Origin of the sequence: Streptomyces viridifaciens, from assembly GCF_001888885.2 — a bacterium.
Classification (GTDB): Bacteria; Actinomycetota; Actinomycetes; order Streptomycetales; family Streptomycetaceae; genus Kitasatospora; species Kitasatospora aureofaciens.
Genome location: NZ_CP090841.1, coordinates 78,515 through 103,470, shown reverse-complemented (window position 1 = coordinate 103,470; position 24,956 = coordinate 78,515). Strand labels below are relative to the sequence as shown.

At 73.8% G+C, this 24,956-nt stretch carries 24 protein-coding genes; 14 read left to right on the top strand and 10 right to left on the bottom strand.

Going from position 1 to position 24,956, the window contains the following annotated elements; genetic code table 11:
• Positions 1-244 precede the first annotated feature (244 nt).
• From BOQ63_RS07990 to BOQ63_RS07980, 3 genes are all read left to right on the top strand, one after another.
• Entirely contained in the window at positions 245-841 is a 597-nt protein-coding gene (locus BOQ63_RS07990) for a helix-turn-helix domain-containing protein (protein WP_030284695.1), read from the top strand.
• 65 nt (positions 842-906) lie between these two features.
• Positions 907-1,863, top strand: a complete 957-nt coding sequence (gene lepB, locus BOQ63_RS07985) for a signal peptidase I (protein ID WP_078867338.1) — start codon at positions 907-909, stop codon at positions 1,861-1,863.
• Positions 1,864-2,034: 171 nt separating this feature from the next.
• Positions 2,035-2,694: a double zinc ribbon domain-containing protein gene (locus BOQ63_RS07980; RefSeq protein WP_030284699.1), complete on the top strand. Its 660-nt coding sequence runs from the start codon at positions 2,035-2,037 to the stop codon at positions 2,692-2,694.
• A gap of 109 nt (positions 2,695-2,803) precedes the next feature.
• On the opposite strand, the gene BOQ63_RS07975 is transcribed toward BOQ63_RS07980, so the two are convergent.
• Complete coding sequence (locus BOQ63_RS07975) at positions 2,804-4,459, bottom strand: LCP family protein (RefSeq protein WP_078968640.1); 1,656 nt, start codon at positions 4,457-4,459, stop codon at positions 2,804-2,806.
• A 243-nt stretch (positions 4,460-4,702) separates the two neighbouring features.
• Here BOQ63_RS07975 and BOQ63_RS07970 point away from each other — a divergent pair, with 243 nt between their 5' ends.
• The 3 genes from BOQ63_RS07970 (at position 4,703) to BOQ63_RS07960 (ending at position 8,286) form a co-directional block, all read left to right on the top strand.
• Complete coding sequence (locus BOQ63_RS07970; protein ID WP_050366336.1) at positions 4,703-5,074, top strand: hypothetical protein; 372 nt, start codon at positions 4,703-4,705, stop codon at positions 5,072-5,074.
• Positions 5,075-5,190: 116 nt separating this feature from the next.
• On the top strand, positions 5,191-6,405 hold the full coding sequence (locus BOQ63_RS07965) for a trans-sulfuration enzyme family protein (protein WP_072653941.1): 1,215 nt from the start codon (positions 5,191-5,193) through the stop codon (positions 6,403-6,405).
• Between the two features lie 630 nt (positions 6,406-7,035).
• A complete protein-coding gene (locus BOQ63_RS07960) occupies positions 7,036-8,286 on the top strand; it encodes an ROK family transcriptional regulator (RefSeq protein WP_072653940.1) in 1,251 nt (416 codons plus the stop codon).
• Between the two features lie 7 nt (positions 8,287-8,293).
• Here BOQ63_RS07960 and BOQ63_RS07955 read toward each other — a convergent pair whose 3' ends face one another.
• The gene (locus BOQ63_RS07955; protein WP_150475742.1) at positions 8,294-9,481 is read right to left on the bottom strand and encodes a S1 family peptidase; all 1,188 of its coding nucleotides are present in this window, start codon (positions 9,479-9,481) and stop codon (positions 8,294-8,296) included.
• 323 nt (positions 9,482-9,804) lie between these two features.
• On the opposite strand from BOQ63_RS07955, the gene BOQ63_RS07950 reads away from it, so the two are divergent.
• Positions 9,805-10,332, top strand: coding sequence for a hypothetical protein (locus BOQ63_RS07950; protein WP_150475740.1), 528 nt, complete (start codon positions 9,805-9,807; stop codon positions 10,330-10,332).
• A gap of 1 nt (position 10,333) precedes the next feature.
• On the opposite strand, the gene BOQ63_RS07945 is transcribed toward BOQ63_RS07950, so the two are convergent.
• The 5 genes from BOQ63_RS07945 to BOQ63_RS07925 all read right to left on the bottom strand — a co-directional run bounded on the left by BOQ63_RS07945 (position 10,334) and on the right by BOQ63_RS07925 (position 14,640).
• The gene (locus BOQ63_RS07945) at positions 10,334-11,020 is read right to left on the bottom strand and encodes a thiaminase II/PqqC family protein (protein ID WP_191093528.1); all 687 of its coding nucleotides are present in this window, start codon (positions 11,018-11,020) and stop codon (positions 10,334-10,336) included.
• 81 nt (positions 11,021-11,101) lie between these two features.
• The gene (locus tag BOQ63_RS07940; protein WP_050366334.1) at positions 11,102-11,500 is read right to left on the bottom strand and encodes a hypothetical protein; all 399 of its coding nucleotides are present in this window, start codon (positions 11,498-11,500) and stop codon (positions 11,102-11,104) included.
• Between the two features lie 109 nt (positions 11,501-11,609).
• Positions 11,610-12,185 (bottom strand): DUF6817 domain-containing protein, encoded by a 576-nt coding sequence (locus BOQ63_RS07935; RefSeq protein WP_072653937.1) that lies wholly within the window; start codon positions 12,183-12,185, stop codon positions 11,610-11,612.
• 161 nt (positions 12,186-12,346) lie between these two features.
• Complete coding sequence (locus BOQ63_RS07930; RefSeq protein WP_072653936.1) at positions 12,347-13,219, bottom strand: ketopantoate reductase family protein; 873 nt, start codon at positions 13,217-13,219, stop codon at positions 12,347-12,349.
• Between the two features lie 104 nt (positions 13,220-13,323).
• The gene (locus BOQ63_RS07925; protein ID WP_078938784.1) at positions 13,324-14,640 is read right to left on the bottom strand and encodes a hypothetical protein; all 1,317 of its coding nucleotides are present in this window, start codon (positions 14,638-14,640) and stop codon (positions 13,324-13,326) included.
• A 761-nt stretch (positions 14,641-15,401) separates the two neighbouring features.
• On the opposite strand from BOQ63_RS07925, the gene BOQ63_RS07920 reads away from it, so the two are divergent.
• From BOQ63_RS07920 to BOQ63_RS07910, 3 genes are all read left to right on the top strand, one after another.
• Entirely contained in the window at positions 15,402-16,175 is a 774-nt protein-coding gene (locus tag BOQ63_RS07920) for an ABC transporter ATP-binding protein (RefSeq protein WP_454129648.1), read from the top strand.
• Positions 16,176-16,180: 5 nt separating this feature from the next.
• Positions 16,181-17,572, top strand: a complete 1,392-nt coding sequence (locus BOQ63_RS07915; RefSeq protein WP_150475738.1) for an FtsX-like permease family protein — start codon at positions 16,181-16,183, stop codon at positions 17,570-17,572.
• Between the two features lie 131 nt (positions 17,573-17,703).
• The gene (locus BOQ63_RS07910; RefSeq protein ID WP_223885868.1) at positions 17,704-19,092 is read left to right on the top strand and encodes a sensor histidine kinase; all 1,389 of its coding nucleotides are present in this window, start codon (positions 17,704-17,706) and stop codon (positions 19,090-19,092) included.
• A gap of 100 nt (positions 19,093-19,192) precedes the next feature.
• Here the strand turns inward: BOQ63_RS07910 and BOQ63_RS07905 are convergent, their stop codons facing one another.
• A complete protein-coding gene (locus BOQ63_RS07905) occupies positions 19,193-19,858 on the bottom strand; it encodes a response regulator transcription factor (protein ID WP_030284727.1) in 666 nt (221 codons plus the stop codon).
• A 97-nt stretch (positions 19,859-19,955) separates the two neighbouring features.
• Between BOQ63_RS07905 and BOQ63_RS07900 the strand changes: the two genes are divergently transcribed.
• From BOQ63_RS07900 to BOQ63_RS07890, 3 genes are all read left to right on the top strand, one after another.
• Positions 19,956-20,474 carry a MarR family winged helix-turn-helix transcriptional regulator gene (locus BOQ63_RS07900; RefSeq protein WP_078656737.1) on the top strand — a complete coding sequence of 173 codons (519 nt, stop codon included), beginning with the start codon at positions 19,956-19,958 and terminating at the stop codon, positions 20,472-20,474.
• A complete protein-coding gene (locus tag BOQ63_RS07895; protein ID WP_030284731.1) occupies positions 20,471-21,910 on the top strand; it encodes an MFS transporter in 1,440 nt (479 codons plus the stop codon). The genes BOQ63_RS07900 and BOQ63_RS07895 overlap by 4 nt, the downstream gene beginning before the upstream one ends.
• 93 nt (positions 21,911-22,003) lie before the next feature.
• Positions 22,004-22,477 (top strand): hypothetical protein, encoded by a 474-nt coding sequence (locus BOQ63_RS07890; protein ID WP_072653934.1) that lies wholly within the window; start codon positions 22,004-22,006, stop codon positions 22,475-22,477.
• Between the two features lie 31 nt (positions 22,478-22,508).
• On the opposite strand, the gene BOQ63_RS07885 is transcribed toward BOQ63_RS07890, so the two are convergent.
• Together BOQ63_RS07885 and BOQ63_RS07880 are read right to left on the bottom strand one after the other, a co-directional pair.
• On the bottom strand, positions 22,509-22,649 hold the full coding sequence (locus BOQ63_RS07885; protein ID WP_167395713.1) for a hypothetical protein: 141 nt from the start codon (positions 22,647-22,649) through the stop codon (positions 22,509-22,511).
• A 234-nt stretch (positions 22,650-22,883) separates the two neighbouring features.
• Positions 22,884-23,645: a TioE family transcriptional regulator gene (locus tag BOQ63_RS07880; RefSeq protein ID WP_030284737.1), complete on the bottom strand. Its 762-nt coding sequence runs from the start codon at positions 23,643-23,645 to the stop codon at positions 22,884-22,886.
• Positions 23,646-23,740: 95 nt separating this feature from the next.
• Between BOQ63_RS07880 and BOQ63_RS07875 the strand changes: the two genes are divergently transcribed.
• Positions 23,741-24,919, top strand: a complete 1,179-nt coding sequence (locus BOQ63_RS07875; protein ID WP_072653933.1) for an erythromycin esterase family protein — start codon at positions 23,741-23,743, stop codon at positions 24,917-24,919.
• Positions 24,920-24,956 lie beyond the last annotated feature (37 nt).

Here is a 24,956-nt window from a genome sequence, read left to right as displayed (position 1 = left end):
GACCGGTTTCCGGACGGCGACCGGTGGTTGGAAGGCGGCCGCTGTCCGGACGGCGACCGGTGTCCGGACGACCGGTGTCTGGAAACCGGTGACTGGAAACACGGAAAGCGGGAACCCGGAGGGCGGGGCCCGGTGACGAACGGCGGATCGTCACCGGGCCCCGCCGCGTGCTGAGCCCTCCCGGGCAGGCGTCACCGGTGTGCCGGATTGACAAAGGCCCTTGCCATCCCGGCGAATAGCAGGCATGGCCGACGAAGAGTTCGAGAACGTCCTCACCACGGTGGGTCCCCGGCTGCGCGCCCTGCGCCGGGAGCGCGGCACCACGCTCGCCAAACTGGCCGCGGCGACCGGCATTTCGCTCAGCACGTTGTCCCGGCTCGAGTCCGGCCAGCGCAAGCCGACCCTGGAACTGCTGCTTCCGCTGGCCCGGGAGTACCGGGTGCCGCTGGACGAACTGGTGGGCGCCCCGGCGACCGGTGACCCCCGCATCCACCCGCGCCCGGTGACCAGGAACGGCCAGACCATCGTCCCGCTCACCCGCCACCTCGGCGGTCTGCACGCGTACAAGCACATCGTGCCGCCCGGCCGGAACACCGGGCCCGAACTGGACCTGAAGGTCCACGAGGGCTACGAGTGGCTGTACGTGCTGTCCGGGAGGCTGCGGCTGGTGCTCGGCCCGCACGACCTGGAGCTGACGGCCGGTGAGGCCGCCGAGTTCGACACCCGGACCCCGCACGCCTTCGGCAACGCCGGTTCGCAGCCGGTGGAGTTCCTCAGCCTGTTCGGCCCGCAGGGCGAGCGCATCCACGTCAGGGCGCGCCCGGGAACCTCTGTTCGGTAGGTTCGTTCCCTGTCAGGGAGTCTCCGCTTCGAGCTCCCGCCAGGCCGTCGGGAGGGGCCGAACACATGAGTGTGCAGCAGAGTACGGAGTCCGGCGGGAGCGGCGGAACCGAGGAGAGGCCGACGACCGGACCGGACGGGACCGGGACGGAAGGTGACCAGCCAGCGGCCGTCCAGGAGGAGAACGCGGCGGCCGAGCCGGACGGGACCCCCGCCGCCGGTGCGAAGCCCGCGCGCAAGAAGCGCCCGTTCTGGCAGGAACTGCCGATCCTGCTGGTGATCGCCCTGCTGCTCTCGCTCGGCATCAAGACCTTCTTCGTGCAGGCCTTCTCGATCCCCTCCGGTTCGATGGAGAACACCCTGCAGATCGGCGACCGGGTGCTGGTCGACAAGCTCACCCCGTGGTTCGGCGCCGAGCCGGAACGCGGCGAGGTGGTGGTCTTCCACGATCCGGGCGGCTGGCTGGAGGACACGGCGCCGAAGGACGACGGCCTCATGGGCAGCGTGCAGAAGGTGCTGAGCACCGTCGGCCTGATGCCCTCGGCGGACGAGAAGGACCTGATCAAGCGGGTGATCGCGGTCGGCGGGGACACCGTCGAGTGCAACGCGGGCAGCCCCGTGAAGGTGAACGGCGTCGCGCTGGACGAGCCGTACCTGTTCCCCGGGGCGACGCCCTGCGACAACGACCCGGTCGGCACGGTCACCGTGCCCAAGGGCAAGCTGTGGGTGATGGGCGACCACCGCAACAACTCGCGGGACTCCCGCCCGCACCAAAACCTCACCGGGGACGGCTTCGTGCCGGTGGACGACGTGGTCGGTCGGGCCTTCGTGGTCGCGTGGCCGATCTCCAACTGGTCCACCCTGCCCGTCCCGGACACCTTCGACAAGGTGCCCTCGCGGGCCGCCGGTGCCCTGCCGGAGCAGGCGCCCCCGGCCCCGGCGGCGCTCGCCCTGGCGGGCGTGGTGCCGATCGCGCTGTGGCGGCGCCGGCGGTCGCGGCGGTCGCGGCGCCGGACGGGCTGAACGGACGGGCCCCAACGGAACTCCACCCGCCGTGTCCTGCGGCGGGTGGAGTTCCGGCGAGCGCCGCGGGATCGTGAAGGGCGTGTCAGGAGTTCTCGGCGGAACCGTTGGCAGGCCCCCGTCGTCCCTGGGAGCGACTGCCGACAGGCCACTTCAGCAACCGGGGACGACGTGAGTTCCGAGATCTACTTCAGCGACAACTACCGCGATCTGTGCGAGAAATACGGTACGGGTGCGGGCTTCCAGTTCGAGTTCTACTGCTACCGCTGCTCCGACACCTGGCGCTCGCCCTTTGAACGGTTCACCACCGGCCAGGTCGCCGGCTGGATAGGCAAGGGCGTCAACGCGGCCTGGAACCTCATCGGCGGCAACGCCAACACCATCAGCAACGCCGCGGACGGACTGGCCGGCCAGACCTGGGGCACCTCGCGGGACGCCGCCTTCCAGCGCGCGATCGCCAACGCCCAGTCGCACTTCAACCGTTGCGCCCGGTGCACCCACTACGTCTGCGGCCGCTGCTTCACTCCCGAGCAGGGACTGTGCCTCACCTGCGCCCCGGACACCGCGGCCGAGGCGGCGGCGGCGCAGCGGCGCGGCCTCAACGACATGGTGACCGACCGGGCGTACCAGGTCGGCCAGCAGTCCGGTGCGGAGTTCGACGTCCGTACGCCGACCCAGCTGGTCTGCCCGCAGTGCCGGGCCGAGACCCACGGCACGCCGTTCTGCCCGGGCTGCGGGTTCAGGCTGGCGCAGCCCGTCCAGTGCGGTCAGTGCCACAAGGACGTGCCGGAGGGAGCCGCGTTCTGCCCGTCCTGCGGGACGAGGCGCTGAGCGGCCGGTAGCCGGAACGGGCGGGGCGCCCGCGGACCCGAGGTCCGTGGGCGCCCCGCCCGTTCGTCGGTGCGGTGCGGTGTCGCGTCGTGCGGTCCGGTGCGGCGGCTCAGCCGTACGACACGTTGGCGCACGGGTCGTCGTCCGCCGAGCGGGCGGTGCCGCTGACGCTGGTCGGCAGCGGGGCCGGGGCGCCGGGGGCGCCAGGTGCCGAGGCGGCGGCGGAGGCCGGGTTCGCGGCGGCGAAGTCGTGGCCGAGCACCACGCTCAGGCCGCGGCCGCCCGGCTGGACGGTCGCGCCCGGGAAGAGCTTCGCGACCGACTCGGCGGCGGTGCGCTCGCCCGTGCCGTACTCGACCACGGTGGTGCTGCGCGGCTTCCCGGCCGCGTTGCCGACGGTGGTGACCGTGTAGCCGGCGCCCTTGACTGCCTCGGCGCCCTTGCTGCCGAGGCCGCTCTCGCCGGTGCTGTTGAGCACGGCGACCTTGATCTCGGCGTTCTTGGCGTCCGCGGCGGGGGTGGGCGTGGCCTCGGCGGTGGGCGCGGCGCTGGGGGCGGCGGAGTCGGTGGCGGCCGGGCTCTGGGCGCTGGCGTCCTGGCCGTCGATGGTGCGGTCGGCCTTGAGCGCGGCCCAGAGCTGGTCCACGTCCGGGTGTACCAGGGCGACCCGGGGGCCCTCGTAGCGCCACGGCGCGGTGAGGAACTTGATGTTGTGAAGGTCGACGTCCTTGATCGACATGGCGAAGGACATCAGCTTGGCGGCCGAGCCGAGGTCGGGGTCGACGGTCAGCGACTTGGTCGCCGCGTCGGCGAGCGGCAGCAGGGTGGTCGGGTCCATGCCCTTCGACTTGACCTCCTTGATGAGGGAGGAGAGGAAGGCCTGCTGGCGCTTGGTGCGGCCGATGTCGGAGCCGTCGCCGATGCCGTGCCGGACCCGGACGTAGTCCAGCGCGGCCTGGCCCGAGACCTTCTGCCTGCCCTTGGCGAAGACCAGCTTGCCCTTGTGGCCGAGGTTGGGGTTGAGGTCCCCCTCGTGGATGTCGTTCGGCAGGCAGACCTCGACGCCGCCGACCGCCGAGGTCATCGCGGCGAAGCCGCTGAAGTCCACCACGATGGTGTGGTCGACGCGCAGGTTGGTGAGCTTCTCCACGGCGTTCTGGGTGCAGGCCGGGTTGCCCTGGTCGGTGTTGCCCACCGAGAACGCGCTGTTGAACATCACATTGGTCTGTTCCTTGGTCCACTTGCCGTTGGGGAGCTTGCACGGCGGGAGGTTGACCAGGGAGTCACGGGGGATCGAGATGCCGACGGCGTGCTTGTGGTCGGCATAGACGTGCAACAGGATCGCGGTGTCCGAGCGGGCACCGTCGTCACCGCCGCCACCCAGGTCGCTGTTGCCGTTGCCGCGGCTGTCCGAGCCGATCATCAGGACGTTCACCGGGGTGCGGCCCTGGGCGTCCGGCGCGGCCGCCTCCGGGCGGTCCTTGCTCAGGGCGTCGCCGTCGAAGGTGGTGATGTTGCTGTTCAGCCGGTAGTAGACGGCACCGCCGGCGAGCACCAGGAGGGCGGTGCAGCCGGCGGTCACCCAGAGCACCTTCTGCTTGGTGCTGCGCTTGGGCTTCGGCTTGGCCCGGCTGGTGGGACGGGTGTCGGATATGTCCTTGTCCGCCCCGCCCTTGCCCGGGTCGGCAGCCCGGCCGGCGGTCCTGCGTCCACCGGCCCGGTGCGGCGAATTCTCGGTCTCGGTGGAACCCCTGCGACCCGACACGGCGTCATCCTCCACAGTTGCCACGGAACCCCCGTGGGAGCGGTGGCTTGCGGGGTCCTGGGTCGGAGTGGATCCGGGCCGGCCCGTCGCTAAACTTTTACACCGCTGTAGAACTTTCAGAGGAGCATACTAGGCGTAGATGAGAAAAACACTGGTCAGACCATAAGAGAAGGTCGACCGGCCTCATCCCCGCCGCTCCGCACCCGCACGAGGAGCATGATGACTCACCGGATCGCACGTTCGATGGCCGGCGCCCTGGTGGCACTGCTGGCCGCCGTCGGTCTCAGCGCCGCGGCGTCGAGCGCGACGGCGGTGGCCGCAACCCGAACCGCCGTGGGGAGCACGGCCGTCGAGCCGGGGGCGGCGTCCGCGGATGTGGCGAATGTCACGCGGGGCCCGAACGTCTCGCAGGTCTCGCACGTGACGCCGGTCACGCGCGTGACGCAGGTCTCGCACGTCACGAACGTCGCGGCCAAGCAGGAGAAGAAGAAGTCCGGCTTCTTCGCCAAGCTCGGCAAGTTCCTGCTGGTCGTGGTCATCCTGATCATCCTGGTCGTCATTCTGCTGATCTGGGCCGTCGTCCACTTCGTGCGACGGCTCTTCCGCCGTCGGTGAAGCACCGCCGAGTTGACCGCTGAGTCCGCCCCGGGTGCCGAAAAGGCCCCCCGGGGCGGTCCACTCGGGTGGGATTGGCCCTGTCCGCCCCCGCCGCGGCGCCGCAGGATGGCGGGATGAGCGACCACCGTACCGACCGCACCGGCCCCGCCGACGCACTGCGCCCCGAGAGCCGGATCGTTCACCCGCCCCTGGCCGAGGCCGCCGGCAGCCGTCCGCTGGGCATCCCGCTGCACCAGAGCCACCTGTTCGCCTTCGAGACCAGTGAGGCGCTCACCAGCGCCTTCGGCGGGCCCGACGGGGCGTTCTTCTACAACCGGTTCGGCAACCCCACCGTCCGCTCGCTGGAGAGCGCCGTAGCCGACCTCGAAGGCGGTGCGGGCGCCATCGCCACCGCCTCCGGCATGGGCGCCATCAACACCGTGCTGCTCGCCCTGCTGCGCTCCGGCGACCACGTGATCGCCCAACGGAGCCTTTACGGCGGGACCTTCGCAATGCTGGCCGACCTCGGCCAGCGGTGGGGCGTCGAGGTGACGCACGTCTCGGGCGACGACCCGGACGAGGTCGCTGCGGCGCTGCGGCCCAACACCCGGCTGCTGCACCTGGAGACGATCTCCAACCCGACCACCCGGGTCACCGACCTCCCCGGGCTGATCGCGGTCGCCCGGGGCGCCGGGGTGCTGAGCGTGGTCGACAACACCTTCGCCACCCCGCTCCTGTGCCGGCCGATCGAGCACGGCGCGGACGTGGTGGTCCACTCGGCCACCAAGTACCTGGGCGGGCACTCCGACGTCCTCGCCGGGATCGCCGTCTTCGCCGAGGCCGAACTGCACCGGAAGGTCTGGCACTACGCGACCGAACTCGGCGCCAGCGCCGACCCCTTCGCCGCCTGGCTGACCGTACGCGGCCTGCAGACGCTGGCCCTTCGGGTCCGCCGCCACTGCGACACCGCCCTCGACCTGGCCACCCGGCTCTCCGCCCACCCGGCGGTCTCCGCCGTCCACTACCCGGGGCTGCCCGCCCACCCCGACCACGACCTCGCCCGCCGCCTGCTGCCGGACGGCCACGGCGGCGTCCTCGCCTTCGACCTGGCCGGTGGCCGCGAGGCAGCCCGGGCCTTCACCGAGTCCGTGCGCCTGGCCTCCCTGGCGCCCTCGCTCGGCGGCGTCCACACCCTGGTGCTCCACCCGGCCAGCACCTCGCACCGGCAGCTGTCGGACGAGGAGTTGGCGGCGGCGGGCATCGGGGCGGGCACGGTCCGGGTGTCGGTGGGCATCGAACACCCGGAGGACCTGTGGACGGACGTGGAGCAGGCCCTCGCGAAGGTCTGACGGACGACGGGCACCGATCCCGGCTGCGGTGGGTGCGTTCCCGGGGCGGCCGTGATGCGGCTCGTGGGGACGGACGTCCGAGGCTTTCACGCGCCGAGCCGCGCCACGCCCACTAATGGGTGAAAGCTTGGCCGGCCCCAGACGTCATCGTGCCTGAGCCGTGGCTCATTGTGTGCGCGTGCACATACCTGTATGGTGCGTGCGCACGCACACAGTCATCGGCGTCCGGGAGACGCGGAGGCCGTGAGGAGGGACCGCATGGCAACCCATCGCATCGTTCTGATCACCGGCACCTCCTCCGGCGGTTCGGCGGTGCTCGGGATGACGAGCGGATGGATCGGGGGCGCCAACGCCTGACGGCGGGTCGCCGCGGGGGAGGGTCCACGCGGTCGGCGCCGGGTGATCACCGGTCATACTTGGGCAGCGGCGCCCGACACCGGACGCTGCGGGCGGTGCCGGGGCGACCGCCCCGTCGGCAGGGAAGGTCCGTCCGGACCGCCGGCCGTGGACCGTCCCCGTGGTGGCCTGCCCGTCGTGGACCGTCCTGTGGCGGACCGCTGCGTGGCGGGCCATCCCGTGGCGGACCGCCGTGTCGTGGCGGGTCGTCAGCAGTCCAGAGCGGAGGAAGCGATGAGCCCCCACCAGCCGACCAGTCGTCCGGCGGCCGGGGCCCCCGGTGTGCCGTGGAACCGGCAGCGGCTGCGCAGCAACAACGAGTGGCTGTTGCTGGAGCTGCTGCGCACCGGCGGCGGTACCTCGCGCGCCCAACTGGCCCGGGACACCGGCCTGTCGAAGCCCACCGTCTCCGCCGCACTGGCCGACCTGGAGCAGGCCGGGCTGGTCCGCGAGGCTGGGTGGGTGTCCCCCGAGCGCGGCCGCACCGCGGTGCTGTACGAGGTCGACCCGACCGCCGGCCACGTGCTGGGCGTGGACATCGGCCGGGCCCGGCTGCGGGTCGCGGTGGCGGACCTCGCCGGGACGGTCGTCGCCCGGCTGGACGTGGCCAACCGGGGCCGGACGGCCGACGCCGTCGCGGACGCGGTGGTCGCCGCCGCGCGGGAGGCGACCGCCGAGGCGGGCCTGGGAGCCGCGGACATCGTGCACGCGGTGATCGGCACGCCCGGGGTGTGGGACGAGGAGCGGCGCGGCGTCCGGTACGCCACCAGCCTGCCCGGCTGGGGCCGGCCGGGGCTCTTCGACCGGATCGGGGAGGGTCTGGGCACGGCCGTCACGGTGGCCAACGACGCCAACCTCGCCGCGCTCGGCGAGTACACCCTCGGCGCCGGGCGGGGCAGCCGGATGTTCGCCTACCTGCTGGTGGGCACCGGGCTCGGGCTGGGCGTGGTCAAGGACGGCGAGCTGCTGCTCGGCGCGCACGGCGCGTTGGGCGAGATCGGCCTGGTGCCGCTGCCGGCCCTCGCGGGCGGCCAGCCCGGTGTGGAGGGCGCGGTGGGCGGCCCGGGCGGGACGACGCTGGAGCAGGAGGCCGCGGCGGACGCGGTGGTGCGGGCCGGCCGGGAGTTCGGGTTGGAGGGTTCGGGCGGGCGGCAGTTGACCGCCAAGCGGGTCTTCGAGCTGGCCCGGGCCGGCGACGCCGCCGCTCTTCGGGCGGTGCACTGGGAGGCGGAGCGACTGGCCTACGCCGTCGCCGTGCTGTCCGCCGTGCTCGACCCCGATCTGCTGGTGCTCGGCGGCGGGATCGGCAGCAGCGCGGACCTGCTCCTGGAACCGCTGGAGCAGGCCCTGGGTCGCTTCAGTCTGATGCGTCCGACGCTCGCACCGAGCCTGCTGGGGGAGGAGGCGGTGCTCCTCGGTGCGGTCTCCACGGCGTTGGAGACCGCCCGCCCCGAGGTGTTCGAGCGCCGGACGGCCCAGCTGTGATGCGGTGTCAGCCGGTGGCGAGGGTCAGGCCGTAGGTGCTGAGGATCGGGTTGACCGGTTGGAAGTAGGTCTCACCGCCCGAGGAGCAGTCGCCGGAGCCACCCGAGGTCACGCCCTGGGCCTGGTTGCCGGAGATGAACGAGCCGCCGGAGTCGCCCGGTTCGGCGCACACGTCGGTGCGGGTGACGCCGTAGACGCTGCCCTCCTGGTAGTTGACGGTGGCGTTCTGCTCCTCGACCGTGCCGCAGTGCCAGCCGGTGGTGGAGCCGGAGCGGCACACCGAGCCGCCGACCGACTGCTCGGTCGAGCCGCCCACCGTCACCGCGCCGCCCGCGTAGTCGTTCACCTGCGGCTGGGCGGTCCAGCCCGGGTCGGCCGCCACCCAGGACCAGTCGTTGCCCGGGAAGGTCGAGTCCTGGAAGGTGCCGATCGAACTGCCGTCGGAGGCAGTCGCGTTGGAGCCGGGCTGGCCGCAGTGGCCGGCGCTGACGAAGCCGGGCTGGCCGTTCTGGGTGACCGGGAAGCCGATCGAGCAGCGGGCGGCGTTGTCGATGTAGTACGCGTCCCCGCCGTGCAGGTCGGCGAGCGGTCGGGGTGCGGCGGTGGCCCGCTCGACCTGTACCAGCGCGCGGTCCACCCCGGCCTGCTCCAGGAAGGCTCCGGTGCGGGCGTCGTCGGCGGACTGCACCACGACGGTGTTGGCGCGGACGTCGACGTACCAGAGCGGGGTGGCCTCGGGTGCGGCGCCCCGGGAGGCCCGGTCGAGCGCGGCCTTGGCCTGGTCCAGGGTCTTCAACGGGTGCCGGACGATGGTGGCCCGGCCACCGTGGGCGGTGATGGTGCGGGCGGCGGAGGCGTCCGTGGTGGCGACCACCAGTTCGGCCTGCGGCCCGTCGATCCAGGCGCCGGCCCAGTGGTCACCGAGCGCCCGGGTGAGGGCGCCACGGACCGCGGCGGCCCGGCCCTCCCGGGCGATCCGCTCGGCGGCGGCCTGCGGGGCGAGCCCGAGGTCGCGCTGCATGGCGTGCAGCAGGGCGGGCGGCACGGCGGCGGTGCGGGCGGGGGCGGCCAGGTCGGGGGCGTCCAGGGCGGCGGCTATGGACGGGTCGTCAGCGGGCGCGCTGACGGCGGGGGCTGCGGTGAGCGCGACGGTCGCGAAGGCGGCGGCGACGGCGAGCGCACGGATCCGGAGCATGGGGTCTCCTTGTTCGCGTGGGGGTTGCCGGAACCGTAGCGATCCGCGCACGCTGTCCGGAACATGTCATTGCTCCCTGAGCTGCGGCGCTATACCCCGCGGGTAGGCCGGGGGCCGGGGGGGCTCCGATGGCCGTCGCGCCCGGGGTGGGCGGGGGCTCCGGTGGCCGTCGCGCCCGGCGGTTGCCGCGCCGGGGCGGCCGTCGTGCCCGGGTGGCCGGATTGTCTCGATCTGCAAACGAGTGGGGAAAGCGTGGCCACGGCGTGTGCGCGTTCTGCTTGACTCGCACGCCTCGCCCATACGGAACGGAGCGTTCTCCCCTCATGACTTCACGGATGGCACGCCGCCGGGCGGCCGGCCTGGCCGGATTCGCCGGACTCGTCCTCACCGTCGGTCTGACGCTGACCGGTTGCGACCCGTCGGCAGCGGACGGCAAGGCGTCCTCGGCGCCGACCGCCTCGGCCGGTTCGACCGTCCCGCCCACGCCGAGCGCGCCCCCGGCGACGACCCCGGTCCAGGCCGCGCCGGCGATCACGCCGTCGACGCCGCCGACCTCGCCGTCCACCCCGCCGCCGTCCGCCTCCTCGGCGCCGTCCGCCGCCCACCCGCAGACGCCGGCCGCCAAGCCGCAGCCCAAGGTGACCACCGCGCAGCCGCCGACCGACCCGGAGACGCAGCGCACCCAGGCGGCGGCCGGCGGTTCGGGGTGCGAGATCCGCTCCAACGCGGGCAACTGCTACGCGGCCGGGCAGTTCTGCCGCAACGACGACCTCGGCCGGAGCACCCACGACGCCAACGGACGGGTCATCTACTGCCGGGTGGTCAGCGGAAAGCCGCACTGGCAGGCGTGAGTCACCCGCCCAGGGTGGACCAGAACAGGTGCTCGTAGGCCTGGAGCAGCAGGCCGTACTCCCGGGCGGTGGCCAGTGTGAGGCCGTCCAGCGGGTCCGGCCCGAGGGCGGCGGTGGCCCGCTGCTCCAGTTCGGTCGCCGGCTGGGCGAAGAAGTCGAAGAACGCGCAGGCCTCGTCGGAGAATCCGTGGTGCCGGCGCAGGGCCCGGGCGATGGTGGCGCAGTAGCCTCCCCAGGCCGCGAAGTTGGCCACCAGGGCGGCGACCGCGGCGGGCGGCACGCTGTTCAGCGCGAGCCAGGCGAGGTAGGCCGGATAGGCCTGGCAGCCGGGCAGCGGCGGTCGGTCGGCCACCGCCCGGCCGTCCAGGCCGCAGGCGGCGGCCAGCGCCGGGAGGGTGCGCAGCGCGGCGCTCTCGCCCTCGGCGAGGGTGGCGAACCAGGCGCCGAGCGGACGGTCCGCGCAGCGGGTGGCGAGCAGTAGCAGGCTGCGCCGGTCGGAGGTGATGATCCGGTGCTGCTGGGCGGCGAGTTCGGCCACCGCGGTGAGCGGGGCGCTGCCGTCGGCGAGTGCCGTGACCAGCGCGGGGGCGAAGTCGCCGGGGGCCAACTCGGCGCGCAGCTGCTGGATCTGGTCGAGGATCGGGTCGTTCACCGGTGCCTCCGGGGTGCGGTTCGGTCCGGTGCCCATTCCTACCGCCTGGCGGCGGCCGGATGGTGGCGACAGGCCGGGAGCGCTGGGGTCGGTCGGCGCTCCCGGCCGCTGCTGGGGTCAGGCTCCGGCGCAGGCCTTGGTCAGCTCGGCGGCTGCGTCGCCGATCGGTGCGAAGTCGGGCTCCTTCCCGAGGGAGACGGCGTCCTGGGCCTTGTCGACGGCCTTGGACAGCTTGTCGGCGGCCACGTCGAGCTTGCCGTCCCCGTCCTTGCGGATCTTCTTGACGTCGTCGACGATCCTCTTCAGGGCGTCCACGGTGTGTTTGCGTCGACCCTCGTCGGTGATCTGGCCGACGTTGATCGCCGAGTCGGTGAGGTCCTGGACGTCGCCGGTGAGGCTGATCGCCCGCTTTCCGCAGTCGAGGGCCTGGTCGGCGTTCTTGCAGGCGGTGAACAAGGGGGCCGCCACGAGCAGTGCGGTCGCGGCGGCGGCAAGCCGGTACGGCTTCTTCGTCATGTCTGTTTCCCTCCCGCCTTCGAGAACGCCCGGCCCTCGTGCGGTGGTTCCGGCATGACAAGTGAACGATCGGAAGATATCGCGTTAGTGGTACAAGTTTTGATGTCCGTCAGATGGATTGTCCGTACTTGTCGTGCCAGGCCTGCCAGGCGGCGGCCGGAAGCAACTCCCTGTTTCGGGACAGCAGTTCGTACAGGACTGGGCCGTAGCGGTCGGCCAGCTCGGCGTTGTGGGTGAACACGTCGAGCTCATTGGCGGCCGTGATGGCGAGGAAGGCCCGCAGGTCCTCCTCCGGCGGGGTGTGGTCCCGTCCGGTGAACCGGTCGTGGAACAGGGGCACTTCGTCCCGGCCCAGCCGCGGGTAGACGGCGGTCCGGCCGCAACTGGCGTACAGGTAGACGAGCGCCTCGGCGCGCTCGCCCACGACGTCGACCAGGGTGTCCCGTTCGTCCAGCGCGAGCAGGGCGCCGTCGAACCCGTCGGTGCCGTACGCGGCGTGGCAGAGCCCGGCGGCCTGGACGGCGGAGTCGGTGCCCCACTCCGCCAACAGGGCGGCCACCCTGGTCAGGTGCTCCAACAGGGTGCCGCCCGGGTGCGGGATCCGGTCGGCGTCGTGGGCGCGGAGGAACTCCTCGACGTGGCTCCACGCGGGAGTGCTGGGGCTGCGGTGGTCGGCTGGCGTCACCTGAGGAGTTCTACTCCTGCGGCCGACCGACCCGCAACCGGGATCGGCCGGCCCGCTACCGCGATCGGTCGTGCCGTTACCGCGATCGGCCGGCCCCGCTGCTGCGATCGGCCGTTCCGCAACCGAGTTCGACCGGTCCTCTGTTGCGATCGGCCGTTCCGCTACGACAGTTCGCGCACCAGGCGGGTGATGGTCGGGGTGGGGACGGAGTGCGCGGCGGCGGCCCGCAGCACGGCGCCGCCGATGGCGTCGAGCTCGGTCGGCCGGCCCGCCTCGACGTCGCGCTGCATCGAGGACTTCATCGCCCCGGGGATCCGGTCGAAGGAGGCGAGCAGCGTCCGGGCGTCGGCCGGGGCGCCGACCGCCTCGGTGACGGCGGCGATCTCGTCCAGGACGGCGAGGAGTTCACCCCGGTGCTCGGTGCGCACGGCGCCGATGCCGTCGGCGTGCCGGGTGGTCAACAAGGCGAAGGGGGCGAGGAAGGACAGCTTGCTCCAGAGCATCGCCGTCTCGTCCTCGCGCAGCGTGACGTCCAGGCCGGTGCGCCGCAGTTGCTCGGCGAACTCCCCGACGGGCGCCGCCAGTTCGATGGTCGCGAACGGGCTGGTGTGCTCGATCCGGCCGGGGGCGGTCCGGGTGGCCTCGACCCGGATCGTCCCGGCCACCACCCGCCCGGCCGGGTAGTGCTCGCGCAGGAGTGCCATGTGGTCCAGGCCGTTGAGCAGGGGCACCACGATGCCGGTGCCGAGGGCCTGCGGCGGCATCCGGTCGAGCGCGGCCGCCAGGGCAGTCTCCTTGACGGTCACGAAGGCGGCGTCGACCGGCTCGCGCAGCTCGGTGGCGGCCTCCACCCGGGCGGTGAACTCACCGAACTGGCCGCTGCGCACGTGCAGTCCGTCCCGGGCGAGGACGGCCGCGGTCCGCTCGCCGGCCAGGCAGATGACGCGGTGGCCGTCGCGTGCGAGCAGGCCGCCGATCAGTCCGCCGACGCCGCCCGGGCCGAGGACGGCGACGGTGAGGGGGGTGGTGGTCATGGTCACTCCTGGTGGGTGTGCGGATGTGCGGATGTGCGGGTGGTCGGGTGGTCAGTGGTCGGGTGGTCCCGTGCAGGCGAGGCGTGGTACCGGGATGCGCCGGGTCAGGGGTTTTCCCAGGAGAAGCGGCCCTCCAGGCCGTCCGGGCTGAGGAAACCGAAGCCGACGCCGTAGCCGAAGTTCAGGAAGTACGGATCGCCGTCGTCGGGGGCGTCGGAGAGGGAGAAGAGGTAGCGCCAGGGCGCGGGGACGCCGGCCCGTCCGGTGGGGAAGGACGGGACACCCCCGAGGTGGTCGTACACGTGCGCGCCGTCCGGGAACGGCACTTCGGGGCCCTCGCCGCGCAGGTACCGCTGGAAGGCGGCCCGTTGGTCCATCGCCCGGTCGGCCCCGGGGGAGAGCGGCAGCAGGTCGAGGTGGAACTCGACCGGGGTCGTCGGGGCGTCATCGGCATGGTTGCCGTCGGTTTTGCTGCCGCCGGCTGAGTGGCGGCCGTCGCGGCGCCAGAGGGTGCGGCCGTGGGTGCCGGGCGGACCGATGACGGCGAACGGCGGGACACGGCCGCCGGGTTGGACCAGCAGGACACCGTCGCCGGATTCCGGATCCAGGCCGCCCATCACGCCGTTCTCCTCCGCGAGGAAGAGGTACGCCAGCCGCTCGTCCTCACCCGGTACGGGGAACTGCCCGATGAACACCAGGGGTTCACCGGTGTCGGGCGAGAGCGGCCAGGCGGGCTCGGCCAGCCAGCAGGGCTCGCCGCCGAGCTTGGGGACCGCTTCGGTGATCGGTTGCTCGGCCGGGCGCGCGGAGAGTTCCCGCCGGGGCAGGAACGCGGCGTCGTGCGGACCGGTGGCGGTGCCGGTGGGCTGCGGGGCGATGGCGGCCTCCGCTGCGGTGCGGTGGAGGGAGACGTGGTCGAAGTAGTAGGGGGCCTCGTGACGCGGCTTCCGGCCGGGCGCAGCCGGCTGGGCGGGGCGCCCGCTGCTCCGGTGGAGGTAGAGGTGGGTGTGGCGCATCGTGCCGTGGTCAGGATCGGGCACCGGCAGGCCCTCGGCGCGCAGTGCCTCGGCCAACTCGTGGGCCGGCCAGCCGAACACGTCGATCCCGAGGTAGCCGACCGGGCAGGCGGGGCGGTCGTCGTTCGGGTTCCGGCTCACCCCGATGTTCTCGAGGACGTCGCTGTCGCCGTCGTTCTCCCTGTCCCTGCCGCCGCCGGAGGAGAGCGTGACGGTCACCCCGGGGAGCTGGAAGGTCAGGGCCCAGCGGGAGCCGCAGACGAAGGCCGGGTGCACCCCGCCCGGCAGCAGCGCGCCGTACGGGTCCAGCAGCGCGCGCACCGCCGCCTCCGAGAGGCCGAAGCGCAGCTCGGGCAGCGGGGCGGGCAGGCGGACGCCGTGGCCGGGGAGCAGGTCGATGGTCACCTGATCATGATTCCTCCTCCGGCGCTCGTACGGGAGCCCGATTTTTCGCGGGGAACCGGCGGGCCCCGTTGGGGCGGGTCGGTCCGGCCGCCGGCGGTGCGGGCCGGGGACGTGGAGGGCCGAGGCGCCAGCCGCGTCCTCACCCCAGTCGAAGCACGGGGCACGGGCAGTCCGGCACGTCGGTGACCGACACGTCGGGCGGGCGGCGTGCCTCGACGTTCCAGGAAAGCGGGCCGGTCGGGAGAGCTGGGAGGCGCTGACGGTTACCGGCGGCACCCGGGCCGGGCTTACCGCCGCTTCGTCGCCTCCTGGGAGGAGGACGAACTGCCCGTGGCCCGGGGGAGCAGCGCGACGCAGGCGCCGCGCCTGCCGGCCGGCCGGGCGGTCGCCGACCTGTGTCGTCGTGCATGGGGCGCGGTTGGCGGGGCCGCTCCGGCGGAGCCGAACGACTGGACGGCTGAGACAGCCGATGCCCTGGCTGCGTCGTTGAGCGAGGAGGGTCGTCGGGCGCGGCACCGGCGGACGTGTACGGGGTCGCTGAGCGGGACGATCCTCGGACCGCGGGGGACAGGTCGCGCGGGTCGGACCGCTGGCGTGGTCCGAGTACTGGTACGGCCAGCGGGCGGACGCCCTCTGGCGGCTTCCGGCGCGGCACCGGCGTGAGGGGATGTAGCACCACCTGCGGGGTTCGGTTTTCCGAACCTCGGATCGGGGTGCCAGCACAATCGATCCGATGGCCCCGAGTGCCCAGGATTGGGGGCATGAACGGGATGACGACAGCCGCCGCCGGGGCGGCGCACGGCGGGGCGACGGGTGCGGCGCTCACCGGTGAGGGGCTGCACCGCGAGTACGGGCGGGGCGCGGCCGCCGTCCGGGCCTTGCGCGGGGTGTCCGTGGCCTTCGCGCCGGGCACCTTCACGGCGGTGATGGGGCCCTCCGGCTCGGGCAAGACCACCCTGCTGCACTGCCTGGCCGGGATGGACCGCCCCAGCCGGGGCACCGTCCGCTGGGGCGACACGGAGGTGTCCGGCCTGCCCGAGCGGCGGCTGGCCGACCTGCGGCGCACCAGGGTGGGGTTCGTCTTCCAGGCCTTCAACCTGATGCCCGCCATGACGGTCGCGCAGAACGTCGAGCTGCCCGGGCGGCTGGCCGGGCACCCGCCGGAGCGGGCCCGGGTGCGGGAGGCGCTCGCCCGGGTCGGACTGGCCGGTCGGGAGCGCCACCGGCCGGGCCAGCTGTCCGGTGGCCAGCAGCAGAGGGTGGCGATCGCCCGTGCGCTGGTCGCCCGGCCCGAGGTGTTGTTCGCCGACGAGCCCACCGGCGCGCTGGACCGGGCGACGGGGCACGACATCCTCGACCTGCTGCGCGCGGGGGTCGACGAGGACGGGCAGACGTGCGTGATGGTCACCCACGATCCGGTGGCCGCCGGGTACGCGGACCGGGCGCTGCTGCTGGCCGACGGCGTCCTGGTCGACGAACTGGTCCGGCCGACGGCCGCGCAGGTGGGCGAGCGGCTGAGCAGGCTGGGAGGGTGAGGGTGATGAGCGGTGCCGTGCCGAAGCTGGCGGTCGGTCAGATCCGGCGCCGACCGGCGGCGTTCGCCGGGCTGGCGGTGGCGCTGTTCCTGGCGACGGGGGCGGTGACGCTGTTCGGCTCGCTGGTCGCCGCGCAGGTCACTGCTCCGCGGGCCGTGGCGCGGGAGCCCGTGGAGGGGCCCGGACTGGTGGTGATCGCGGGGGCATTCGGCGAGATCGCCGTACTGGTCGCTCTGTTCGTGGTGGTCAACGCCCTCGGATTCACCCTCCGTCAGCAGCACCGCGACCTGGCGATGCTGCGGACGGTCGCGGCCACGCCCCGGCAGATCCGGCGCCTGGTGCGCGCCCAGGTCGCGGTGACCGTGCTGCTGGCGGCCGTGCCCGGCTGTGCGGGCGGTCTCCTGGCCGCCCGGGCCTTCCTCGCGGCCCTGCAGCGGCGCGGGATGGCCGCGCCCGGCCTGCGGATACCCGCGTCGCCGGTGCCGATGCTCATCGCGCTCGCGGTGGCGGTGCTGGTCGGCCTCGCGGCCACCGCGCTCACGGCCCGGCGGATCACCCGGCCCACCCCGGCCGCCGCGCTCACCGACAGCGCGGTCGGGCAGCGCTGGACGGGCGTGGCGCGGCTGCTGGCCGGCGCGGTGGTGCTGGCTGGCGGCGTCCTCCTGCTGCGGCTGGCCGCCGACCGGTCGGCCGCAGAGCTGGACAAGGCGGGGCAGGCGGCCATGCTCGGTTCGCTGGTGCTGCTGGTCGCGGTGGCACTGCTCGGGCCGGTCGCGGCCCGGCTGCTGGCGACGGTGCTCGGTGCCCCGGCCCGGCTGCTGCTGCCGCGGGCCGGTTGGCTGGCCGACGCCAACCTGCGCGGGTACGCGGCGCGGCTCTCCTCGGCGGTGGTCCCCGTGGCCCTGCTGGTCGGGCTCGCGGCGACCATGCTGATCATGACCAGCACCGCGGAACAGGCGGCCCGGGCGACGGGGGCCACCACCAGCGTCACCAAGGAAAGCGACGTCTGGCTGCGACAGGCGGAACTCGGCCTGCTGGTCTGCTTCGCGGCGGTCTCCACGGTGAACACCCTGATCGCGCTGACCGCCGACCGGCGCCGGGAGTTCGCGCTGCTCCGGCTGGTCGGGGCGACGCGACGGCAGCTGCTGCGGATGCTCTCCGTCGAGGCCGTGCTGACCACGGTGGTGGGTGTGCTGCTGGGGGCGGCCGTGGCGGGTGCGGCAACCGGGGCGTTCAGCCGGGCGGTCAGCGGCTCGGTGCTCCCGGTGGTGCCGGGCGCGGCCTGCGGCTGGGTGGTGGCGGGGGCGGCGGTGCTGACGGTGCCGGGGATCGTGGGCACGGGGCTCTGGGCGATCGGTGGGCGTGCGGTGGAGGAGGTGGGAGGCGAGAGGGGGTGAGGAGTCGGGCATGCGAGGTGAGGCAGGTGTCGGCGCACGGAACGAAGGGAGAGTGGTGAGGTGACGGATGGTCCGGGCGTGCGGTGGTTCCAGTGGCGCCTGGGGGATGCTGGGGGCCGGTTGATCGGTGAATGGTGAGGCGTGTGGTGACTCGGTGGTGGCGGGGACTGTCGGTGCGTGGCGGTGAGCTGGCGTTCGCCGTACTCGGGTTGCCGCTCGGAGTGTTGGGCGCGGTCTACGCCGTGGCCGTGCTCTACGCGGGGGCCCTGCTCTCGCTCACCGTCCTGGGGCTGCCGTTCGTCGCGGCCGCCCTGGTCGGGGCGCGGGGGATCGGCGGGCTGCACCGACGGCTGGTCGGCCGGCTGCTGGGCGAACCGGTCACTGCGCCACCGCCATTGCCGCGGCCCTCGGGGGTGCTGGCCCGGGGGCGGGTGGTGCTGGCCGACCCGGTGGCCTGGCGGGCGCTCCTCTACCTCCTGCCACGGCTGCCGCTCGGGCTGCTCGGCTTCCTGGCCGCGGTCGGGCTGCCGCTGAGCGCGGTGTGGCTGGCCGGATTCCCGCTCTGGGTGCGGCTGCTGGAGCCGGGCCCACGCCCGGTCGACTGGCTGGACGTGGCCGGGCTACCCGCCGGCCTCGCGGTGCTCACCGCCGTACCCGCCGCACTGCGGGGCCTGAGCCGGGCCAACCGTGCGCTGGCCCGGGGGCTGCTCGGACCGGTGCGCTCGCAGCAGCGGGTGCGCGAACTGGAGAACGCCCGCGCCACGCTGCTCGCCGAGAGCACGGACCGGCTGCGGCGGCTCGAACGCGACCTGCACGACGGTACCCAGGCGCAGCTGGTCGCGCTCGCCATCACCCTCTCGCTGGCCGACGACATCCTCGGCGAGCCGGACGGGCCCGGGACACACGGCCCCGGGACAGACGGGTCCGCAGCAGACGGGTCCGGGACCGACGGGTCCGGGACAGACGGCGGTCACGCGCCCGGACGTGCTCACACCTCCGGGCCCGGGCGGGTGGGCGGCCCCGGGCACGAGTCCGGCCCCGACCTCGGGCGGCTGCGCGCCCTGGTCGACCGGGCGCGCGGACAGACCGACGCCACCATCGCCGGGCTGCGCCGGCTGACCCGGGGCATCCACCCGGTGGCGCTGGACGCCGGGTTGGCCGAGGCGCTGCCCACGCTGACCGCCACCTCGCCGGTGCCGGTGACGGTCCGGCTGGACCTGCGGGAGCGGCCGCAGGAGGTGATCGAGCGGGCGGTCTACTTCTGCGCGGCCGAACTGCTCACCAACCTCGCCAAGCACAGCGGCGCGCGGACGGCCGAGTTGAGCGCGAGCGCGGTCGGCGGGCGGGTCCGGTTGACGGTTCGCGACGACGGGCGCGGCGGCGCCGCGATCGGACACGGCGCGGGCACCGGGCTGGCGGGGCTGGCCGAGAGGCTGGCGGCGGTGGACGGGGTGCTGCGGGTGGACAGCCCGCCCGGCGGGCCGACGGTGGTCAGCGCCGAGCTGCCGAGCAGGCTGTGACGCGTCCTGCCGGAGGAGTGGTCGGGGCGTGGGTGGACTGGTGGATCGGGGCGGCGGCGCGCCGGGATTTCGCGAGGCTCCGGTTCTCGGGCGCAGGCCCTCAGGCTCCGGTCTCCGCGAGGTAGGCCAGGACGGCCTTGACCCGCCGGTTGTCGGCCTCCGTCGCGGGCAGGTCGAACTTGGTGAACACGGAGGCCACGTGCTTCTCCACCGCCCGCTCCGACACCACCAGCAGCCCGGCGATCGAGCGGTTGGAGTGGCCCTGGGCCATCAGTTCCAGTACCTCGCGCTCGCGTGTGGTGAGCGAGTCCACCCGGCTGCGCCGTCCGCCGTGCATCAACCCGTTGACGATCTCCGGGTCGAGCGCCGTGCCGCCCGTCGCCACCCGGTGCAGCGCGTCCACGAGTTCGGAGGTGCGGGCGACCCGTTCCTTGAGCAGGTAGCCGATCCCGGCCGCGCCGCCGGCCAGCAGCCGGGCCGCCCAGGCGGTCTCCACGTGCTGGGAGAAGACGAGGATTCCGACGCCGGGCGCGGTGGCCCGGATCTCGATCGCGGCCCGGATGCCCTCGTCGGTGTGGGTGGGCGGCATCCGGACGTCCACCACGGCCACGTCGGGCCGGTGTGCGGCGACGGCGGCGAGCAACTCGGGGGCGGTCCCGGCGGTGGCGACCACCGCGCAACCGCGGGCGATCAGGAGTTCGACCATCCCTTCCCGGAGGATCACCGAGTCCTCGGCGAGGACGACGCGGAGCTGCTTGTCGATCATGAGGCCAATTATCGGGGTGCGCGGGAGCGGCGATGGTCGGCTGGAAATATATACAGCAAAACTGGACAGCTTGGACTGGCGAAATTACCGTGGGACCATGACCGAGAAGCGAACCGCCCCAGCGCCCCCCGAAGCCCCGGCCGATCGCGCCGCCGTTCACCCCGCCGGTGCCGGCGACTCCGAGAGCGCCGACTCCGGCGCGCTGGCCGCCCGGGAACTCCGTGCCGTCTTCAGCCGGTTGCGCCGGACCCTCCGGGAGAAGGGGCAGGCCGCAAGCGGTCTCACCCCTTCCCAGACCGCCGTGCTCAGCCGCCTGATCACGGACGGGCCGGCCTCCGCCAGCGCGCTGGCCGCTGCGGAGCGGGTCCGCCCGCAGTCGATGGCGGCCACGCTGGCCGTGCTGGAGGGGCACGGGCTGGTCGTTCGCCGTCCTGATCCCGAGGACGGGCGCCGTCAGCTGGTCGGCCTGAGCGAAACCGGGCTGTCGTGGATCGCGGACAGCCGTCGGGCGCGCGAGGAGTGGCTGGCCCGGGCGTTCCAGGAGGACTTCACCGAGGTCGAACGCGCCACCGTCCTCGCGGCGTTGTCCCTGTTGGATCGGCTGAACCGGCGATGACCGGCCCGTCGATACGCCTGGCGCGACTCCGCGCCCGCCTTCAGGAGTCCCGGAAGCCCGGTGACGACGGCGGGTTCAACCGTCGGCTGCTCGCCCCGATGGTGCTGGGCTCGGTGCTCAACCCGATCAACTCCTCGATGATCGCGGTGGCCCTGGTGCCCGTGGGCACCGCCTTCGGCGCACCGCCCGCCGAGACCGCCTGGCTGGTGACCGCGCTCTACCTGGCCACCGCCATCGGCCAGCCGGTGATCGGACGGTTGGTGGACGGCTACGGGCCGCGCCGGCTCTACCTGGCCGGGACGGCACTGGTCGGTCTTTCCGGGCTGGTCGGCGCGCTCGCGCCCTCCTTCGGCCTGCTGGTGGTCGCCCGGGTGCTGTTGGGGATCGGCACCTCCGCGGCCTACCCCGCCGCGATGCACCTGACCCGCAGTGAGGCGGAGCGCACCGGTCGGAGCAGCCCCACCGGGGTGCTGACGGCGCTCGCCGTCGCCAACCAGACCGTCGCCGTGGTCGGGCCGACGCTCGGTGGGCTGCTGATCGGGCTCGGCGGCTGGCGGACGATCTTCGTGGTCAACGTCCCGCTGTCGCTGGCCTGCCTGGTGCTCGGTGCCGCCCGTCTGCCGGTAGCCCGGCCGCGCCGGAAGAGCGGGGACCGGCTCGACCACGCCGGGATCGGGCTGTTCGCCGTCCTCCTGCTGGCGGCGATGCTGTTCGTGATGAAGCCGAGCTCCGCGCTCTGGTACCTGCCGGTGCTCGCCGTCCTGGCCGGCGTCGGCTTCGCGCTGCGCGAGACCAGGGCCCGCAGCCCGTTCATCGACCTGCGGGCGCTGGCCCGCAACCGTCCGCTGCTCGCCACCTATCTGCGCCAGGTGCTCGGCTACACCGCCACCTACGCCTTCCTCTACGGCTACACCCAGTGGCTGGAGGAGGGCCGCGGGCTGAGCGCCGCCACCGCCGGGCTGGCGCTGCTTCCGCTCTCGCTCAGCGCCCTCGCGGTCTCCAGCCTGACCGGCCGCAACCCGGCGGTGCGCGGCAAGCTGGTGATCGGCGCAGCGGTCCAGACGGCCGCCTGCGCCGCCCTGCTGCTGGCCGGGTCGGCGAGCCCCCTGACCCTGCTGGTCGCGGTCGGAGTGTTGGCGGGCGTCCCGCAGGGGCTGATCGGGCTCGCCAACCAGACTGCGCTGTACCACCAGGCCGACCCGGCAGCCATCGCCTCCGCGGCCGGGCTGTTGCGGACCTTCATGTACCTCGGCGCGATGGCGGCCTCCGCCGCGAACGCCGCCTTCTTTCCCCACGGCGCCACCACCGGCGGGCTGCACCACCTCGCGCTGTTCATGCTCGGCGGCGCGGCCCTGATCTTCCTCCTCACCCTGTCCGACCGCTCGCTCGGTCGGATGGGTAGAGCCACTACGACCGGTGCGGCAGAAGGGAATTGACTACTGGAGCTGGTCGGCCTGCCACCCGCTGACCGAACTGTGGCGCTGGGACCAGCCGGGCTGGGAACTGCGCGCGCTCGTACGGCCGTCGGGGTGCCCGGGGCGGGCGAGGGGGCCAAGGTGGGCGAGGCGGGCGCCGCGGGCGACCGGGTGGTGCTCCCGGACGGGCGGCTGCTGCCGGCCGGGCCCGGGGACGCCCCCGGGACGAGCCTGCCGCGCTGGACCGAACGCGGCAACGCGGAGCAGGCGGTCACCGCCCCTGCGGTGAGGTTCAGCGCCGACGGTGTGCACTGGGCGTTCACCGAGTGGTCCGGGACCGGTCTGCGGACCACCGTCGGGGCGGAGTCCGGGGCGGAGTGCGGGGCGGCCTTCACCGCCGTGGTGCCCGGTGTGACCGCCCCACCGGCGCACGTGTGCTCGCATGCCGGGTGCGGTCACCGCCTGGCGCCGCGGCGGACGGGTGTTCGCCGTGCGGGCGGACGGTTCGGAGCTGCTGGCCGACCTGGGAGTCACGGCGGGCTGACGATGGCCTTCGAGGCCGCCACGAGGCGTCCCGAGCGGTGGTGATGCTTCCCGAATGCCGACGCAGCGGTCAGAGTCACGGCCAGATCGCCGCGCAGACGGTGCTGACCGGGCCCAGCACGGCCACCAGCAGACAGCCGCCCGACCCGGCCCCGCCCTGCGACTTCGACGCCCCGTACCCGGAGGCCTGCCGGTACTCCCCGTACCTGTCGCCCAAGGAGGTGCCGAAGGTCTTCCCGAAGTGCGGACACCACCGCGGGCACCGGGTCTTCGGGCCCCGGCCGGCGGCGGTGGCGAACCACTGCTCCAGCGCCGGTCCGACGGTGGGCCGAGTGGGCCCGAGGTAGGGCCACTGCGATGTGCACAGCGGGTGGTTCCTCTTCGAGTCCCCGATGTTCGAACTCAGCCGAGGGGTAACGCAGGTGGAGCGGTCAGGCATCCGGTTCGCGCGTCAGCACGCGGGCCCGCCCGGGGGTTCGGCGGACAGCGAGAGGTAGGCGTCGAGCCGGGCGGCGGCGGTGAGCATCGCCCGGCCGCGGGCGGTGAGGCGGTGCTGCCAGCCGTCGAGCGCCTCGGTGAGGCGGGCCGTTCCGCCCGCCGTGCGGATCTGCTGGACCACGCTCGCGATGTGGGCCAGCGGGTAGCCGCCGCGGCGCAGCAGGTGGGCGAGTTCGGCGTCGCGGGTGTCCCCGGGGTGGTAGAGGCGGTGGCCGGTGGCGCGGTCGCGGGGCGGGGCGAGGATGCCGGCGGCCTCCCAGGTGCGCAGGGTGGCGGGGCTGAGGCCGAGGCGGTGGGCGAGTTCGCCGATGCTCAACGGGCCTCGGGGCAGGCCGGACTGCGGTCCGGACTGCGGCCCGGGGAACGTCTCACGAACCTCGACGAACTCCTGTGCGGTGGAGAGGTGGTCGACGGCCCGGCGGACGGCGGCGAGCGTCTCCCGGTCGCGCAGCAGTTGGGCATGGCCCCGGTCGATGGCGGTCAGCGCCTCGTCCTGGCGGTCGGCGTGCAGAGCGGTCATGACCAGGCCCGCGAGCGCGTGCCCGTACGCGGGGACGAGGGCGAGGAAGGCCCGTAGCGCGGCGGCGTGCAGCGCGGTGTAGATCCGGTAGCCGCTGGAGGTGCGCTCGGCGGGTGGGAGGAACCCGTCGCGCTCGTAGTTGCGCACGGCCTGGGTGGAGAGGCCGTGCTCGCGGGCGAGGTCGGCGGGGCGCACGGCGGTGTGTCCTCCTGTTTGAGGCTTCTGTCGGCAATCACCGGAATGTGAGCGGAAAAGTCTCAACCGATCCTTCAAGGATACGCTTGAGGTCCATGAGTCAGGACATTCGAGGCTTCCTCACCCCCTGCTGCGAACTGCTGGCGCTCGGCGAACCGACGCACCAGGAACCGGCCTTCGGGCGGGTCCGCAACCGGCTGTTCGCCCAACTGGTCGAGCGGGGCTTCCGCTCGATCGCGCTGGAGACCGACCGGGTGGCCGCGCTCGCCGTGGACGACTACGTCCGGCACGGCGCGGGCACCCTCGACGCGGTACTGGACGAAGGCTTCACCCACGGCTTCGGCGCCCAGCCGGGCAACCGCGAACTCGTCGCCTGGATGCGCGAGTTCAACCGCGACCGGGGGCCCGCCGAGCAGCTGGCCTTCCACGGCTTCGACACCCCGACCGAGAACACCACGGCCCCCAGCCCGCGCGGCTACCTCGAACACGCCCGTGACTACCTCCGTCACCATCTCCCTGACCACCTCCGACTCGACGTCGACATCGCCGAGTTGGCGGGTGAGGACGAGCGCTGGAGCCGGGAGCAGGCGGTGCTGGACGCGGCGAGCTCCCCCGGGGAGACGCCGGAGGCCGTCCGGCTGCGCCGCATCGCCGACGACCTGCTGACCCAGCTCTACCTCCGGGCACCGGAGTTGATCGAAGCCGGCTCGCGCGCCGAGTGGTTCCGGGCCCGGACACGGCTGCAGGCCGGGCTGGGGCTGCTGCGCTACCACGCGCAGGTGGCGGTCCGGGGCCTCGGGCTCAGCGACCGGGTGTCCGGCCTGCTCGGGCTGCGGGACGCGCTGATGGCGCAGAACCTGCTGGACATCCGGGCGATCGAGGCCGGGCGCGGTCCGACCTTGGTGTTCTCCCACAACCTGCACCTCCAGCAGGCCCCGAGCGCCTGGGCCGGTGGCGAACTGGAGTGCCGCTGGAACGGCGCGGGCCGTATCGTCGGTCCGCTGCTGGGGGAGCGGTACGTGTTCGTCGCCGGCAGCCTCGGGCGCAGCGAGGTGCTGGGGCTGGCCGAGCCGGTGCCGGGGACGTACGAGGCGCTGATGGGGCAGGGGGTGGACGCCGCCTGGGCCCTGGTGGAGCCGCCGGCGCCCGGCGAGGGCCGGGCCCGTTCGGACACGGCCCCGCAGCAGGGCTACGCCTTCGACCGGGCGAGCTTCGCCGGCGCGTCCGCGGTGCTGCACATCGGCGACGGGACGGCGGCGGCCACGGCCGGATAGCAGCCCGTCACCGGCCCGGGGAGCGGCCCGCCGCAGG